The following is a 16,358-nucleotide window of genomic DNA, read 5'->3' as shown; positions in this document are numbered from 1 at the left end:
AGATGGATTTGAACGCTGAAATGGATCACCTGATCAAGACCTCCCAGTCTTGGATCCCCATGATCATGGAATACGGCAGCCGCGTATTGCTGGCGTTGGTCACCCTGGCTATCGGCTGGTGGCTGATCAATGTCTTGACTCAACGTGTGGGCCGCCTGCTGGCCATGCGTAACGCGGACATGGCCCTGCAACACTTCATCACCAGCCTTGCCAACATCGCGCTCAAAGTCATGCTGGTGGTCAACGTGGCCTCGATGATCGGTGTGGCCACCACCTCGTTCGTGGCGGCGATCGGTGCCGCTACCCTGGCTATCGGCCTGGCCTTGCAAGGCAGCCTGGCGAACTTTGCCGGCGGCGTGCTGATTCTGTTGTTCCGTCCGTTCCGCATCGGTGACTGGATCGAAGCCCAAGGCACCTCGGGTACCGTGGACAGCATCCAGATCTTCCACACGGTGTTGCGCACCGGCGACAACAAGACGGTGATCATTCCCAACGGCAGCCTGTCCAACGGCCTTATCACCAACACCAACCGCCAGCCGACCCGCAAGGTTGTATTTGACGTGGGTGTGGACTATGAGGCGGACCTGCAGAAGGCCCGTGAAGTGCTGCTGGCTCTGGCTGAAGACCCGCGTGTACTTAAAGACCCTGCCGCCGTCGCGGTGGTATCGACCTTGGGCGACAGCTCTATCACCGTCTCCCTGCGTTGCTGGACCAACACCCCGGATTATTGGGACGTGGTGTTTATGCTCAATGAACTGGCGCGTGACCGTTTGAAAGCGGCCGGGATTGATATTCCGTTTCCGCAACGGGTTATTCGGGTGATGCAGGAAAGTGCCACGAAATAACTTGGCGTGACGCTATCAGACTTGGCCGAAAGGTCAGCTTTGACAAACTAGTTACTTAGCTTGCTAGTTGTTTTGTTGATTGAAATAAAACTGCAATAAAAAAGCCGCTCCCTGTTGAACAGAGGAGCGGCTTTTTGTTTAAGGCCTAAGCCTCAAGTCATCGTTGTAATTAAACCGGCAATTACAAGATGTTCAGCGGGTAGTTGGCGATCAGACGCAGCTCATCGATCGACGGCGAACCGTAGTACACGCCATCACCGGAACGGTAAGTCGCTTGACGCAGACGCAGGCTCAGGTCTTTTGCCGGGCCGCTCTGGATCACGTACTTGGCTTCGATGTCGCGTTCCCACTCTTTGCCGTTGCTGGTGGTGCCCGTGTTGGCGCCGCTACCGGTGACATAACGGGTCATGAAGCTTAGGCCCGGAATGCCGAAGGTTGCCATGTTGATGTCATAACGCGCCTGGTAGGACTTTTCGCCTTCGGCGTTGAAGTCGGAACGGGCGATGGAGTTGGCCAGGAACACCGTGCCGCCGCCGTCTACGCCGTAACCGTAGTCGCCGTCACCGGTGACTTTCTGGGCTGCCAGGGTGAAGGTGTGAGCGCCGATGGTGTACGCACCCTGCAAGCTGAATGCGCGGTTGTCGAGCTTGGTCACGCCATCTTTCTCTGCGCGTTGCAGGCCGGCGCCGTCGCTCTTGGTGTCGTAGATGTTGAAGTCCAGCGCGAACGACTGATCATCGCTCAGGGCGTGGGTCCAGTTCAGGTTGCTGTAGTACTTGCGGAAGTAATCTTCGGTTTTCGCGTAGTACAGGCTGCCGGTGACTTCTGGAGTGAAGGCATACACGCCACCGACGAAGTCGGTTTTGGTCAGGCCCAGGCTGTCGTGGTAGGTCTGGTTCTGCGCGACGCTGGAAGTGAAGTGACCGCCTTCAAGCTTCAGGCCCTTGATCTCGTTGCTGGTGATCGAGATACCTTGTGGCAGCTCTGGCAGCAAGCGGCTGTCGTCGGAGGCAAACACTGGGGCTGTGGTGTATTGGTCACCCACCTTCAGCACCGTGTTGGAGATGCGGAACTTGACCGCGCCGCCGCCTTTGGAATAGTCATCTTGCGAACGACCGTCGGAACCAGTAGGGAACAGGCCGGTGCCGGCGCGACCCTTGCCGCTGTCGAGCTTGAGGCCCATCAGGCCGATCACATCAACACCGACACCAATGGTGCCCTGGGTGAAGCCCGATTCGTACAGGGCATTGAAGCCCAGGCCGGTTTCTTCAGCACGGCTCTTACGCTTGCCGTTGACGGTGCTGTAACCGCCGCCTGGCTCATTACGGAAGTCACGGCTGAAGTACAGCGCGCGAGTATTGATGCTGAACGTACTGTCTTCAACAAAGCCCTTGGAATCGTCCTGGGCGGACGCCATTGCGAACTGCGAGGTGCCTGCTGAAACAGCCAGGGCGATCATGCTCCACTTCATCACGCGCATCGTGATTTGCTCCTTTGGTTTTAGGAAGAGTACTGCCGTCCCACCTGTATTTTTATCTGGGCGGCTCTTTCTTTTTGTGTCGGCGCAAAGTTAGCTCACGCAGACCCTATTGACGATACTTACTCAACTATCCTTTCAGCTTCTTTACGAGGCTGTCGTAAATCGCTAGATCCATGTCGCAAATTCACAGCCCAAATGTATCCAGGCTGACAACTTCAATGCTGTTTTCAGACTTCTTTCAAAGTTTGAACGCTTCCCTGATACACATTGAAACGCCACTGTTTTTATCGCGAAACACCTGTATCCAAACGGGTGCCGTTGCCGACGATATGGGGGTGAATGCAACAAGCGTGCTCAAACCGCTGACCGAATGTCATTTTTTCGTGAAAAGTGTGATGAACCTGTAAAAGCCGCATAAGCACGGGGGTTTTACGCCATTTGGCTTTAGCTTGACGCCAAGGTGTTACCCCGGTTCGGTGGTACCTGAATCCTGTACCTGGGTAAAACGTTACCGGTTGACCCTTATCAGTGGGTAATCGGCGGATCTCTTTGAGGCACAGGTGGGTCATTTTGGTGCATCCCGTTGAGCCCCGGCCTAGCGTTGCTATCCTGAGTTACTGCCTCTAAAGGGTGCATTTTTTTGCCCGGCTGCCTCAAGGCCGCCAGCATTGCCCGTGAAGCCTTGGGCATTCGAAGGTATGCTGGGCACCTGTTACTGACCTGCCGAACGGAGTGCCACGTGTTCGCCTTAGATCAACGCCTGCAACAAGATACCTTGGCCATTGGGGACTTCCCGCTCTGTCGCCTGCTGCTGTCCAATGACGCCAATTACCCCTGGTTCATCCTGGTGCCGCGCATCAACGGTATCAGCGAAGTGTTTCAACTGGATGTCGCAGATCAACAAACCTTGTGGCAAGAAACGACAGCCTTGGCGCAGTTGCTCAACGAGGGGCTGGCGGCCGACAAGATGAACATCGGCGCGCTGGGTAACGTGGTCAGCCAGTTGCATGTGCATGTGATTGTGCGCAAGCGCGATGACGCCGCCTGGCCAGCCCCGGTGTGGGGCAAGCATCCAGCCCGGCCCTACACCGAAGCGCAGATCGCCGCGATTCGCAGCCGATTGCGCGAGCTATTGCCTGCCGACTTCATTTTCACCCAGGACTGAACCATGGACCTGCAAGAACGCGTTACCGACCTGGAAAGCCGCCTGGCCTTCCAGGACGACACCATTGAAACCCTCAATGACATCCTGGTTGCCCAGCAGCGAGCCGTCGAACGCCTGCAATTGCAGATGACTGCACTGCTCAAGCGCCAGGAAGAAATGGGCGGGCAGTTCGAGACATCCGAAGAAGAAGCGCCGCCGCCCCACTATTGAATGCGCACGCAATAAAAAAACCGCGACCCAGCCAAGGCTGGATCGCGGTTTTTTTTTGCTGCGAAGGCTGGGGAATCAGCGACGCGGCAGGGCAGCGATGACGTCTTCGGCTTGCAGGCCTTTGTCACGGTTCATCACCGAGAACTCCACGCGCTGGCCTTCGACCAGGACGCGATGGCCTTCGCCACGAATGGCTCGGAAGTGGACGAAGATATCGTCGCCCGAATCGCGGGAAATGAAGCCGAAGCCCTTGGAGGTGTTGAACCACTTGACGGTCCCGGTATCCCGGTTGGTCATGTCATAGTTTTGCGACGCGGCCGCTGGAGACGAGCGGTAGAAGCTGATGGCCAGGTGAAGAACGATGGCGACCACAGCAATCACCAGGCTGAGCAGGATGGCCGGATGGCCCCCGACTTCAGGCATGGGCGCCAGGAGGGTGAGGGTTTGTACGACAACAGTCAGCACCAGCAGCGCACTGACCAGGTTTTGCAGTTGATGACGCGTGCCTTTGTTCCAGTAAGGGATTACCGGTGCGAGCGTCAGGTTAAGAAGGCCGAACAAGGCCAGGTACAGGGCGTCGTGTTGTTCCAGATAGGGCAGGCTTTCAGGCTGCAGGCTCGGAATAAAGGACAGCAGCAACGCTGCAACGCCCGTTAGCAGGTGGACGATTTTCAACATTTTGGTTAACTCACGTTAAGACGGATCACAAGGAAGAGCTGACTGGCACGGTTCGCTTCTGAACAATGGGAGGCGTTGAGCACGTGCGCGGGTATCAGCCTATGTGACGTGCCGCAGGAATAAACGGCAGCCACACCGCGTCTATTTAACAGCAAAGGCTGTGCCTACTCAAATCAAGCATTTCGGGGTGTTGCCACGGCCATGGCATTTCTGCGTCAAACGCTTGTCCTAGACAGGTGCGGGATTTTTCACTGGCGTGCCGAGACTCTTCCCACAGGTAAACAGGCTTGCCAAGTCAGATCCCGCAGGCGGTGCGGGGCGATTTGCCGCATGTCGCCCGGGTGTGCCGGGCTGCACATGGCGCACTCTCTTGCTAGAGTGGAGCTGCACCTGATCAATGAATGCTCGTCAATTGAAGGGGAAACACATGGCAATCGATATTGGTATCAGTGAAGAAGACCGTAAATCCATCGTCGACGGACTTTCCCGCCTGCTTTCCGATACCTATGTTCTGTATCTGAAGACCCACAATTTCCATTGGAACGTCACAGGCCCCATGTTTCGCACGCTGCACCTGATGTTCGAGGAGCAGTACAACGAACTGGCGCTGGCAGTGGACTCCATTGCCGAGCGTATCCGTGCCCTGGGCTTCCCGGCGCCGGGTGCCTATTCGATTTACGCGCGCCTGTCTTCCATCAAGGAAGAAGAGGGTGTGCCGAGCGCCGAAGAGATGATCAAGCAGTTGGTGGCCGGCCAGGAAGCGGTCACGCGTACCGCGCGAGGTATCTTCCCATTGCTCGACAAAGTCAGTGATGAGCCGACGGCGGACCTCTTGACCCAGCGTATGCAGGTTCACGAGAAAACCGCGTGGATGCTGCGCTCCCTGCTCGAAAACCAGTAACGGTTAAACCCAGGCGGCGCCTTTTGGGCGCTGCCTGCTGGTTTCCCTGCGCTTCCTGGCGTTGTCCTACGACTAACTACTCCCCGTCTTCTGGCTGCTCTGCGCTGGCTGCTGTTTTATAGGCCCATCGTCCAATGGGAGAAACCTGTTGGCTGCTGTTTGGCAATGGAGTGTCAGGTGTATGTCACGTGGAGTGGGTAAGGGAGTGATGGAAGCCTGTGGTTTTCACAAGATAAAAGTTGACCCTTTTTCGAAGGGTTTTGATATGGGACTGGCCAAGCCACTGTCCCGGTCGGTCAGGCTCAATGGGTTTTCTACCTGCCTGCGCCTTGAACAGATCTATTGGAACATCCTGACGGAAATCGCCAGGCTCAATACCTGTTCGGTCAGTGCGTTGTTGTCCTATGTCGATCGGGAAGTGCATTTGCGTTACGGAGGCGTGAAGAACTTCAGTGGGCTGGTGAGGGTGGTGTGCGTGGTCCACGTGCTCAAAGGCCGGGGCGCCCTCGCGTCCGGGGACACGCTCGCGCAGTAGTCCGGTGGTCGGCCCGTCATCCCGGCGGGCCGGGCCCTGGGCACAAAGCCGGCTGCGCTGTGTTGATTTACCAGATATAATCCCGCGCTTTGCTGCGCATGCCGGGCTTTATGCACAGGGCAGGGCGTGGCGCTGTAACGATCTGATCGCCGAGACATCTCCATGCCCATGTACGACTATCAATGCGCTTCCTGTGGTCATCAGTTGGAAGCCATTCAGAAGATCAGCGCCGCGCCGCTGGTCGATTGCCCTGCCTGCCAGGCACCTGAGTTGAAGAAGATGTTGTCCATGCCGGGCTTCCGCCTGAGCGGCAGCGGCTGGTACGAGACCGATTTCAAGACCGGCGCCAAGAAGAACCTGGCGGGCGGCGACAAAGCAGACTGAGTTGAACTCTACGCGCAGGCTCCTGCATTATCCGTCCCCTGCTTAACTGTACGGTGACGAGGCAGGCCTGCCACCGAATTTCGAATTACGAGAAGTGAAACCACGACCATGATGCGCAGCCACTATTGCGGCCAACTGAACGAGACCCTGGAAGGTCAGGAAATCACCCTTTGCGGATGGGTTCACCGTCGCCGCGACCACGGCGGGGTGATCTTCCTCGATATCCGTGACCGTGATGGTCTGGCCCAGGTGGTGTTCGACCCGGACCGCGCCGAGAGTTTCGCCGCCGCCGACCGCGTGCGCAGCGAATACGTGGTGAAGATCACCGGCAAGGTACGCCTGCGTCCGGCCGGTGCCGTGAACAAGAACATGGCGTCCGGCGGCATCGAAGTGCTGGGCTACGAGCTGGAAGTGCTGAACGAGTCGGAAACCCCGCCGTTCCCACTCAACGAATACTCCGATGTGGGCGAAGAAACCCGCCTGCGCTACCGCTTCCTGGACCTGCGTCGTCCGGAAATGGCCGAGAAGCTGCGCCTGCGTTCGCGCATGACCACCAGCATCCGCCGCTTCCTCGACGAAAACGGCTTCCTGGACGTCGAAACGCCGATCCTCACCCGGGCCACCCCGGAAGGCGCGCGTGACTACCTGGTACCGAGCCGCACCCACGCCGGCAGCTTCTTCGCCTTGCCGCAATCGCCACAGCTGTTCAAGCAACTGCTGATGGTGGCCGGCTTCGACCGTTACTACCAGATCGCCAAGTGCTTCCGTGACGAAGACCTGCGCGCTGACCGCCAGCCGGAATTCACCCAGATCGACATCGAGACCAGCTTCCTCGATGAAACAGAGATCATGGGCCTGACCGAACAAATGATCCGCAACCTGTTCAAGGAAGTGCTGGGCCTGGAGTTCGGCGAATTCCCGCACATGACCTTCGAAGAAGCCATGCGCCGCTACGGTTCCGACAAGCCAGACCTGCGTAACCCGCTGGAACTGGTGGACGTGGCCGACCAGCTCAAGGACGTTGACTTCAAGGTGTTCAGCGGCCCGGCCAACGACCCTAAATGCCGTATCGCCGCCCTGCGCGTGCCTGGTGGCGCGAGCATGCCGCGCAAGCAGATCGACGACTACACCAAGTTTGTCGGCATCTACGGTGCCAAGGGCCTGGCCTACATCAAGGTCAACGAGCGCGCCAACGGTGTCGACGGCCTGCAATCGCCGATCGTGAAAAACATCCCTGAAGCCAACCTGAACACGATCCTTGATCGCGTCGGTGCGGTTGACGGCGACATCGTGTTCTTCGGCGCCGACAAGGCCAAGATCGTCAGCGAAGCCCTGGGCGCGCTGCGTATCAAGCTCGGTCACGACCTGAACCTGCTGACCTGCGAATGGGCACCGATGTGGGTTGTGGACTTCCCGATGTTCGAAGAGAACGACGACGGCAGCTTCAGCGCCTTGCACCACCCGTTCACCGCGCCGAAGTGCTCCCCGCAGGAGCTGGAAGCCAACCCGGCCGGCGCGCTGTCCCGTGCCTACGACATGGTGCTCAACGGTACTGAACTGGGTGGCGGTTCGATCCGTATCCACCGCAAAGAGATGCAGCAAGCGGTATTCCGCCTGCTGGGCATCAACGAAGCGGAACAGGAAGAGAAATTCGGCTTCCTGCTCGACGCCCTGAAATACGGCGCGCCGCCGCACGGTGGTTTGGCGTTCGGCCTGGACCGTCTGGTGATGCTGATGACCGGTGCCCAGTCGATCCGTGAAGTGATCGCCTTCCCGAAAACCCAGAGCGCTGCGGACGTCATGACCCAGGCGCCGGGTGTGGTGGATGCCAAGGCCTTGCGCGAGTTGCACATCCGCCTGCGTGAGACGCCGAAGGCTGAGTAAGGCTGCTGCGTGAAAGCGCGATAAAGTGGTAGGCAGTCAAAAAGGCGCATCTTCGGATGCGCCTTTGCGTTTAAAAGAGGGAAATCTCGCTTGGGGCGTAATGCCGTTCAGTTAAGGCTTTTTGTAGGAGCGAGCTTGCTCGCGAAAAACCCACAGGCGCCGTGTTCTATCAGGAAACACGCGTTATCGTTGACGTTTTTCGCGAGCAAGCTCGCTCCTACAGAGGGTGATATACGCTTAACTGAACGGCATTACGCCGGGGGGGCGGGATTGATAAGTTTTTTAGAGAATTCGGAGTTGTGTTATGGCTGGCCATTCCAAGTGGGCGAACATCAAGCACCGCAAAGAGCGTCAGGATGCCAAGAAAGGCAAAATCTTCACCAAGTGGATCCGCGAACTGACCGTCGCAGCCCGCCAGGGTGGCGGTGACCCGGGCTCCAACCCGCGTCTGCGCCTGGCGCTGGACAAGGCCTTGGGCGCGAACATGAGCCGCGACATCATTGACCGCGCCGTGGCCCGTGGTGCCGGCGCAGCCGATACCGACGACATGGTCGAGCTGACCTACGAAGGCTACGGCCCGGGCGGCGTGGCGGTGATGGTCGAATGCATGACCGATAACCGCAACCGTACCGCGGCAGCCGTGCGCCATGCGTTCAGCAAATGCGGCGGCAACCTCGGCACGGATGGCTCGGTAGCCTACCTGTTCGAGCGCAAGGGGCAGATCACCTTCGCACCCGGCACCGATGAAGACGCGCTGATGGAAGCCGCGATGGAAGCGGATGCCGATGACGTCGTGACCAACGAAGACGGCTCCATCGATGTATTTACCTCGTTCGCCAGCTTCTACGCCGTGCGTAACGCCTTGGAAGCCGCTGGTTTCAACGGCACCGACGCGGAAATCGTGATGCTGCCGACCACCAGTGCTGAACTGGACCTGGACGGTGCGCAAAAGGTGCTGAAGCTGCTGGACATGCTTGAAGACCTGGATGATGTGCAGAATGTGTATTCGAATGCCGACATCCCGGAATCGGTAGCCGAACAACTCACCTGACACCCACCACTGTAGGAGCGAGCTTGCTCGCGAAGGTCGTTAACGATAACGCTGGGTATCTGGCACCCCGCGTCGCTATCGGGTTTTTTCGCGAGCAAGCTCGCTCCTACAGTGGAATAGCGTCGCTTCTGACGCCTCAACTGATAAACCCGCAGGCGTTATGACTTTAATCCTAGGTATCGACCCCGGTTCGCGCATCACCGGTTTTGGCGTAGTGCAGCAAACCCCGCGCGGCTGTGTGTACGTCGCCTCGGGTTGCATCCGCACCGGTGCCGGCGAGTTGGCCGAGCGGCTGCAGATCGTTTATCGCGGCGTGCGTGAAGTCATCCAGACCTACGGCCCGGTCACCATGGGCATCGAAAAAGTCTTCATGGCCAAGAATGCCGACTCGGCGTTGAAGCTCGGCCAAGCCCGTGGCGCTGCCATCGTGGCGGGTGCCGAGGAGGGCATGGAGATCGCTGAGTACACCGCGACCCAGGTCAAGCAGGCTGTGGTCGGCACCGGTGGCGCCAACAAGGAGCAGGTGCAGATGATGGTCATGCACATGCTCAAGCTCACGTCCAAGCCGCAGATCGACGCCTCGGACGCCCTGGCCATCGCCATTTGCCATGCCCATACCCGCTCCAGCCTGCTGCCTCATGGCTTGGGCGCAGCACGTAGTCGTGGCGGGCGCCTGCGTCTCTGATAGCATCAGCGCAATCGTTATTTTTGCGGTCAGGCCTTGCACTGACCCCCAAGCTTTAAGGATCTGAACCGTGATTGGACGCTTGCGCGGCACCCTGGCTGAGAAACAGCCGCCGCACCTGATTCTGGATGTGAATGGGTTGGGTTATGAGCTGGAAGTGCCCATGACCACCCTGTATCGCCTGCCGTCGGTCGGCGAGCCGATAACCTTGCACACGCATTTAGTGGTGCGCGAAGACGCGCAACTACTCTATGGTTTCATCGGCAAGCGTGACCGCGATTTCTTCCGCGAGCTGATTCGTCTCAATGGCGTGGGGCCCAAATTGGCCCTGGCCCTGATGTCGAGCCTGGAAGTGGATGAATTGGTGCGTGCTGTATCCGCCCAGGACACCTCGGCCCTGACCAAGGTGCCGGGCGTCGGCAAGAAAACCGCCGAGCGTTTGTTGGTCGAGCTCAAGGACCGCTTCAAAGCCTGGGAGGTGGTACCGAGCATGTTCGCCCTGGTACCGAACCAGCCGGATATGCCGGCGGCCCAGGTCGCCAGCGCAGAAAGCGATGCGGTCAATGCGCTGATCTCCCTGGGCTACAAGCCCCAGGAAGCCAGCAAGGCCGTATCGGCCATCAAGGACAAGAACCTGAGCGCTGAAGACATGATTCGCCGTGCCCTGAAGGGAATGATTTAAGTGATTGAAGCCGATCGTCTGATCGCGGCCACCGGCCCGCGTGACCGTGAAGAAGTCCAGGACCGGGCCATCCGCCCCCTGAGCCTGGCCGAATACATCGGCCAGCCCACCGTGCGCGAGCAGATGGAGCTGTTTATCCAGGCCGCGCGCGGGCGCAGTGAGTCCTTGGACCACACCTTGATCTTCGGCCCGCCGGGGTTGGGCAAGACCACCCTGGCCAATATCATCGCCCAGGAAATGGGCGTGTCGATCAAGTCCACCTCCGGCCCGGTGCTGGAACGGCCGGGTGACCTGGCGGCGCTGCTGACCAACCTAGAACCCCATGACGTGCTGTTTATCGACGAAATCCATCGCTTGTCGCCGATTGTCGAGGAAGTGCTGTACCCGGCCATGGAAGACTTCCAGCTCGACATCATGATCGGCGAAGGCCCGGCGGCCCGCTCGATCAAGCTCGACCTGCCGCCATTCACGCTGGTGGGCGCGACCACCCGCGCAGGCATGTTGACCAACCCGCTGCGAGACCGTTTCGGCATTGTTCAACGTCTAGAGTTCTATAGCACCGCCGATCTGGCGACCATTGTCAGCCGTTCGGCGAGTATCCTTGGCCTGCCCCTGGACCCGGAAGGCGCGTTTGAGATCGCTCGACGCGCCCGCGGTACGCCACGCATCGCCAACCGCTTGCTGCGCCGCGTGCGCGATTTTGCCGAAGTGCGTGCCAAGGGCCACATCACCAAGGCGGTGGCGGACCTGGCGTTGAACCTGCTGGACGTGGACGAGCATGGTTTTGATCACCAGGATCGGCGCTTACTTTTGACCATGATCGAGAAATTCGACGGTGGCCCGGTCGGCGTGGACAGTTTGGCTGCGGCCATCAGTGAAGAGCGCCATACCATTGAAGATGTGCTGGAGCCCTACCTGATCCAGCAGGGCTACATCATGCGAACCCCGCGGGGCAGGGTGGTGACGCGGCATGCTTACCTGCACTTTGGGCTAAACATTCCGTCACGATTGGGAGAGATGCCCGTGGTAGACGAATTCCTCGATGCAGTAGACGATTAAAAAATTGTAGGAGCGAGCTTGCTCGCGAAAAACGCCAACGATGACGCGGTATGTCTGGTTATACGCGGCGTGCTCAGGTTCTTCGCGAGCAAGCTCGCTCCTACAGGGTATTTGTCATGTGGGGTGATTTATCCGAGCTTTGTGCTGTCCCAGTGTCTGGCGTCGTCATTTGAAAGCGTTCAGGAATGAAAAAACAGTTGCCCAGCCAATTGGCAACCTGAGGAGTAAGCACTAGAGTATGCGCGCGCAAAACGGGGATCAGTCGTTCGCACATCGCTGTCGCGTTTATTACGAGGACACCGATGCCGGCGGCATCGTTTATTACGTCAATTACCTGAAATTCATGGAACGGGCTCGAACCGAGCGGCTGCGGGAGTTGGGTTTTGCCCAGTCCGAGCTTGTAGGCGAGGACCTGTTATTCGTCGTGCATTCCAGCGAGGCGCGTTACCACGCACCGGCGCGACTGGACGACGAATTGCTGGTCAGTGCCGAAGTCATCGAATTGAACCGTGCCAGCCTGCGTTTCAAACAGCAGGTCAGGCGGGCCACGGATGCAACGCTGCTCTGTGAGGGGCAGTTCCTGGTGGCGTGTGTGCGCACCAACAGCTTGAAACCTCGGGCCATTCCCGAAACTCTACGCGCGGCCTTTGCCGCCGTGAGCGGCGCGGGTCAACAATCAAAGCAGGAGATTTAGCGTGGAACCTACCGTCGTCGACCATTCCTCCATGTGGAGCCTGGTCAGCAATGCCAGTGTCGTGGTTCAACTGGTCATGCTGACCCTGGTAGCCGCATCGGTTACCTCTTGGGTCATGATTTTTCAGCGCAGCAACATGCTGCGTGCCGGTCGACGTGCCCTGGAGAGCTTTGAAGAGCGCTTCTGGTCGGGTATCGACCTGTCCAAGCTGTACCGCCAGGCCGGCAGCAACCCGGACCCGGACTCGGGCGTCGAGCAGATCTTCCGTGCCGGCTTCAAGGAATTCTCTCGTCTGCGCCAGCAGCCTGGTGTAGACCCGGAAGCGGTGATGGAAGGCGTGGCCCGTGCCATGCGCGTTGCCATCTCCCGCGAAGAAGAGAAACTTGAGCAGGGCTTGCCGTTCCTTGCCACCGTGGGTTCCGTCAGCCCGTACATCGGCCTGTTCGGTACCGTATGGGGCATCATGAACTCCTTCCGCGGCCTGGCCCAGGCGCAGCAAGCCACACTGGCCACCGTGGCCCCGGGTATTGCCGAAGCCCTGATCGCCACCGCGATCGGCCTGTTCGCCGCTATCCCCGCAGTAATCGCCTACAACCGTTTTGCCGCCACCAGCGAAACCTTGATCGGCCGTTACTACACCTTCGCCGATGAATTCCAGGCGATCCTGCACCGTAAAGTGCACACCAGCGAAGAATAAGCAGGTAATTCCCAATGGCTTTAATCGCTCGAGCTCGCAAAAAGCGCAAGCCGGTCGCCGAGATGAACGTAGTGCCTTACATCGACGTGATGCTGGTACTGCTGGTGATCTTCATGGTGACCGCGCCGATGCTCAACCAGGGCGTGAAGGTTGATCTGCCCAAGGTTTCCAGTGAAGCCTTGCCGCAGGACAACAACACTCAGGTCCTGACCATTTCGATCAAGGCTGACAAGACCTATTACTGGAACCTTGGCAGCGAAGTCGACACGCAAAAGCAGCAGGACAAGGCCCTGACCTTGCCGGCCATGACCGACGCGGTGACCAAGATCATTCGCTCCGGCAACGAAGGCGGCAAGCACACCCAGGTATTTATCCGGGGTGACAAATCGGTCGACTACGGCTCCGTCATGGGTGCCATGGGCGGGCTGCAGAAGGCCGGCGTCGGTAACGTTGGCTTGATTACCGAGGCGCCCTGATGCAGCAACAGCGAGAGCCGTCCGCCTCGGAAAGCTACTTCTGGCCTGGCGTGTGGGCAATTGCCCTGCACGTCCTGGTGTTCGGCATGCTGTTCGTCAGCTTTGCCATGACTCCGGATTTGCCGCCAGCCAAGCCGATCGTGCAGGCGACCCTGTATCAGCTGAAATCGAAAAGCCAGGCCACCACCCAGACCAATCAGAAGATTGCGGGTGAGGCCCAGAAGTCGGCCGCGCGCCAGACTGAAGTCGAGCAGATGGAACAGAAGAAGGTCGAGCAGGAAGCGGTGAAGGCTGCTGCGGAACAAAAGAAAGAAGAGGCGGCTCAAAAGGCCGAGGAATCGAAAAAGGCTGACGAAGCCAAGAAGGCCGACGAGGCGAAAAAGGCTGATGAAGCCAAGAAAGCCGAGAAAGCTGCCGAAGCGAAAAAGGCCGAAGAGAAACAATTGGCTGATATAGCCAAGAAGAAATCGGAAGAAGAAGCCAAGAAGGCTGCCGAAGAAGAGGCCAAGAAAAAGGCCGCTGAAGAAGCCAAGAAAAAGATCGTCGAAGACGCGAAGAAGAAAGCCGCCGAAGACGCCAAGAAAAAAGCTGAAGCAGACGAGGCGAAGAAGAAAGTCGCCGACGAAGCGAAGAAGAAAGCTGCCGCCGACGCCTCCAAGAAAAAGGCCCAGGAAGCAGCACGCAAATCCGCCGAAGAGAAAAAGGCCCAGGCCCTGGCAGATTTGCTTTCCGACACGCCGCAGCGTCAGCAAGCCTTGGCCGATGAGCGTGGCGATGAAGTCGCGGGCAGTTTCGACGACCTGATTCGGGCGCGGGCAGCAGAAGGTTGGACACGTCCACCTTCGGCACGTAAAGGCATGACAGTAGTGCTGCAGATCGGCATGTTGCCGGACGGTACGGTGACTTCGGTCAGCGTGGCCAAGTCCAGTGGTGACGGTTCGTTCGACAGTTCGGCGGTTGCCGCGGTCAAGAATATTGGCCGGTTGACCGAGATGCAGGGAATGAAACCAAGTGACTTCGCTCCCTATCGTTCATTCAAGATGACATTCACACCTGAGGATTTAGCCTTGTGAGAAACCTTCTTCGAGGAATGCTTGTCGTTATTTGCTGTATGGCAGGGATAGCGGCGGCGGATGAAAAGAACATCCTGGTAACCAGCGGCAGTGATCGGGCCACCCCGATTGCAGTTGTGCCGTTCGGTTGGCAGGGCGGCAGCGTGCTGCCGGACGACATGGCCCAGATCGTCAGCGACGACCTGCGTAACTCCGGTTACTACGCGCCGATTCCAAAAGGCAACATGATCAGCCAGCCGACTCAGGCCAGCGAAGTCATCTTCCGTGACTGGAAGGCGGTCGGTGCCCAGTACCTGATGGTCGGCAGCATCACGCCGGCCGGCGGTCGCCTGCAGATCCAGTACACGTTGTTCAACGTGGCCACCGAGCAGCAGGTTTTGACCGGCAGCGTATCGGGCACCGCCGAACAACTGCGCGACATGGCCCACTACATCTCGGACCAGTCGTTTGAAAAACTCACCGGTATCAAAGGGGCGTTCTCCACGCGCCTGCTGTATGTCACGGCTGAGCGTTTCTCTGTAGACAACACCCGCTACACCCTGCAGCGTTCGGACTACGACGGTGCACGTGCAGTGACTTTGCTGCAGTCCCGTGAGCCAATCCTGTCGCCGCGCTTTGCGCCGGACGGCAAGCGTATTGCCTACGTATCGTTCGAGCAGCGTCGCCCGCGCATCTTTGTGCAGCACATCGATACTGGCCGTCGTGAGCAGATCACCAACTTCGAAGGCCTCAATGGTGCGCCAGCCTGGTCGCCGGATGGTTCGCGCCTGGCATTCGTGCTGTCCAAGGACGGCAACCCGGATATCTACGTGATGAACATGGCCTCGCGCCAGCTGAGTCGTGTGACCAACGGCCAGGGCATCAACACCGAACCGTTCTGGGGTAAAGATGGTTCGACCATCTACTTCACCTCCGACCGTGGCGGCAAGCCTCAGATCTACAAGTCAAGTGTGAACGGCGGCGGTGCGGAACGTGTGACCTTTATTGGTAACTACAACGCCAACCCCAAGCTTTCGGCCGATGAAAAGACGTTGGTGATGATTCACCGTCAGGATGGTTTCACTAATTTCCGGGTTGCGGCCCAGGATTTGCAGCGCGGAACCGTAAAAATCCTTACAGATACCAACCTTGATGAGTCAGCCACTGTTGCGCCCAACGGCACCATGGTAATCTACGCCACCCGCCAGCAGGGCCGGGGAGTCTTGATGCTCGTGTCCATCAATGGACGCGTAAGGCTCCCACTTCCTACCGCACAAGGCGAAGTCAGAGAACCATCCTGGTCCCCTTACCTGAACTGACGCGGCGCTACAAAAAGAAGTACTTAACACACTGGGGTTCATTAGGAGTTTCACGATGGAAATGCTGAAGTTTGGTAAGTTTGCTGCTCTGGCTCTGGCTCTGTCCGTAGCCGTTGGTTGCTCCTCTAAAGGCGGCGACAATGCCGGTGAAGGCGCAGCTGTTGATCCAAACGCTGGTTACGGCGCCAACACTGGTGCGGTCGACGGCTCCCTGAGCGAAGAAGCTGCTCTGCGCGCTATCACCACTTTCTACTTCGAATACGACAGTTCGGACCTGAAGCCAGAAGCCATGCGCGCTCTGGACGTTCACGCCAAGGACCTGAAAGCTAACGGCGCTCGCGTTGTTCTGGAAGGTAACACTGACGCCCGTGGTACTCGTGAGTACAACATGGCTCTGGGCGAGCGTCGTGCGAAAGCCGTTCAGCGCTACCTGGTACTGCAAGGTGTTGCTCCAGGCCAACTGGAACTGGTTTCCTACGGTAAAGAGCGTCCAGTTGCAACTGGCAACGACGAACAGTCGTGGGCTCAGAACCGTCGCGTCGAACTGCGTAAGTAATTCGT

19 protein-coding genes are annotated in these 16,358 nt (G+C 58.4%); 17 read left to right on the top strand and 2 right to left on the bottom strand.

The features are described 5' to 3' along the window. The first annotated feature begins 2 nt into the window (after positions 1–2). Positions 3–845, top strand: coding sequence for a mechanosensitive ion channel family protein (locus tag V8689_RS22735; protein WP_056791140.1), 843 nt, complete (start codon positions 3–5; stop codon positions 843–845). A 181-nt stretch (positions 846–1,026) separates the two neighbouring features. Here V8689_RS22735 and V8689_RS22730 read toward each other — a convergent pair whose 3' ends face one another. Continuing rightward, positions 1,027–2,325 (bottom strand): OprD family porin, encoded by a 1,299-nt coding sequence (locus V8689_RS22730; protein WP_003193878.1) that lies wholly within the window; start codon positions 2,323–2,325, stop codon positions 1,027–1,029. Positions 2,326–3,064: 739 nt separating this feature from the next. Between V8689_RS22730 and V8689_RS22725 the strand changes: the two genes are divergently transcribed. Then, the gene (locus V8689_RS22725; protein ID WP_056791146.1) at positions 3,065–3,490 is read left to right on the top strand and encodes an HIT domain-containing protein; all 426 of its coding nucleotides are present in this window, start codon (positions 3,065–3,067) and stop codon (positions 3,488–3,490) included. Between the two features lie 3 nt (positions 3,491–3,493). Continuing rightward, positions 3,494–3,700 (top strand): SlyX family protein, encoded by a 207-nt coding sequence (locus V8689_RS22720; RefSeq protein ID WP_056791149.1) that lies wholly within the window; start codon positions 3,494–3,496, stop codon positions 3,698–3,700. 75 nt (positions 3,701–3,775) lie between these two features. On the opposite strand, the gene V8689_RS22715 is transcribed toward V8689_RS22720, so the two are convergent. Then, entirely contained in the window at positions 3,776–4,378 is a 603-nt protein-coding gene (locus tag V8689_RS22715; protein WP_003193875.1) for a cold-shock protein, read from the bottom strand. Positions 4,379–4,805: 427 nt separating this feature from the next. Here V8689_RS22715 and V8689_RS22710 point away from each other — a divergent pair, with 427 nt between their 5' ends. The 14 genes from V8689_RS22710 to pal all read left to right on the top strand — a co-directional run bounded on the left by V8689_RS22710 (position 4,806) and on the right by pal (position 16,353). Further along, on the top strand, positions 4,806–5,279 hold the full coding sequence (locus tag V8689_RS22710; RefSeq protein WP_003193874.1) for a Dps family protein: 474 nt from the start codon (positions 4,806–4,808) through the stop codon (positions 5,277–5,279). Between the two features lie 181 nt (positions 5,280–5,460). Beyond that, on the top strand, positions 5,461–5,814 hold the full coding sequence (locus tag V8689_RS22705) for a ribbon-helix-helix domain-containing protein (RefSeq protein ID WP_056791152.1): 354 nt from the start codon (positions 5,461–5,463) through the stop codon (positions 5,812–5,814). Positions 5,815–5,976: 162 nt separating this feature from the next. Further along, positions 5,977–6,198 carry an FmdB family zinc ribbon protein gene (locus V8689_RS22700; RefSeq protein ID WP_003193872.1) on the top strand — a complete coding sequence of 74 codons (222 nt, stop codon included), beginning with the start codon at positions 5,977–5,979 and terminating at the stop codon, positions 6,196–6,198. A 108-nt stretch (positions 6,199–6,306) separates the two neighbouring features. After that, complete coding sequence (gene aspS / locus V8689_RS22695; protein WP_032895509.1) at positions 6,307–8,082, top strand: aspartate--tRNA ligase; 1,776 nt, start codon at positions 6,307–6,309, stop codon at positions 8,080–8,082. Between the two features lie 304 nt (positions 8,083–8,386). Next, positions 8,387–9,133, top strand: coding sequence for a YebC/PmpR family DNA-binding transcriptional regulator (locus tag V8689_RS22690; protein WP_003193870.1), 747 nt, complete (start codon positions 8,387–8,389; stop codon positions 9,131–9,133). A gap of 160 nt (positions 9,134–9,293) precedes the next feature. After that, a complete protein-coding gene (gene ruvC, locus V8689_RS22685) occupies positions 9,294–9,818 on the top strand; it encodes a crossover junction endodeoxyribonuclease RuvC (protein ID WP_019821257.1) in 525 nt (174 codons plus the stop codon). A 70-nt stretch (positions 9,819–9,888) separates the two neighbouring features. Then, entirely contained in the window at positions 9,889–10,500 is a 612-nt protein-coding gene (ruvA, locus tag V8689_RS22680; protein WP_003193868.1) for a Holliday junction branch migration protein RuvA, read from the top strand. Then, positions 10,501–11,559: a Holliday junction branch migration DNA helicase RuvB gene (ruvB, locus tag V8689_RS22675; RefSeq protein ID WP_003193867.1), complete on the top strand. Its 1,059-nt coding sequence runs from the start codon at positions 10,501–10,503 to the stop codon at positions 11,557–11,559. A gap of 238 nt (positions 11,560–11,797) precedes the next feature. After that, positions 11,798–12,253, top strand: a complete 456-nt coding sequence (gene ybgC, locus V8689_RS22670; RefSeq protein ID WP_003193866.1) for a tol-pal system-associated acyl-CoA thioesterase — start codon at positions 11,798–11,800, stop codon at positions 12,251–12,253. A gap of 1 nt (position 12,254) precedes the next feature. After that, positions 12,255–12,950 carry a protein TolQ gene (tolQ, locus tag V8689_RS22665; RefSeq protein ID WP_003193865.1) on the top strand — a complete coding sequence of 232 codons (696 nt, stop codon included), beginning with the start codon at positions 12,255–12,257 and terminating at the stop codon, positions 12,948–12,950. 23 nt (positions 12,951–12,973) lie between these two features. Beyond that, positions 12,974–13,426, top strand: coding sequence for a protein TolR (gene tolR, locus V8689_RS22660; protein WP_161793227.1), 453 nt, complete (start codon positions 12,974–12,976; stop codon positions 13,424–13,426). Then, positions 13,426–14,499: a cell envelope integrity protein TolA gene (gene tolA, locus V8689_RS22655; protein ID WP_003193863.1), complete on the top strand. Its 1,074-nt coding sequence runs from the start codon at positions 13,426–13,428 to the stop codon at positions 14,497–14,499. Before tolR ends, tolA begins: the two co-directional genes overlap by 1 nt. A gap of 17 nt (positions 14,500–14,516) precedes the next feature. Further along, positions 14,517–15,797: a Tol-Pal system beta propeller repeat protein TolB gene (gene tolB, locus V8689_RS22650; protein WP_056791155.1), complete on the top strand. Its 1,281-nt coding sequence runs from the start codon at positions 14,517–14,519 to the stop codon at positions 15,795–15,797. A gap of 55 nt (positions 15,798–15,852) precedes the next feature. Continuing rightward, positions 15,853–16,353, top strand: a complete 501-nt coding sequence (pal, locus tag V8689_RS22645; RefSeq protein ID WP_003193861.1) for a peptidoglycan-associated lipoprotein Pal — start codon at positions 15,853–15,855, stop codon at positions 16,351–16,353. The last annotated feature ends 5 nt before the right edge of the window (positions 16,354–16,358 follow it).

Source organism: Pseudomonas sp. AK181 (assembly GCF_051122975.1).
Classification (GTDB): domain Bacteria; phylum Pseudomonadota; class Gammaproteobacteria; order Pseudomonadales; family Pseudomonadaceae; genus Aquipseudomonas; species Aquipseudomonas lactis.
This window is presented reverse-complemented; position numbering and strand designations above follow the sequence as displayed.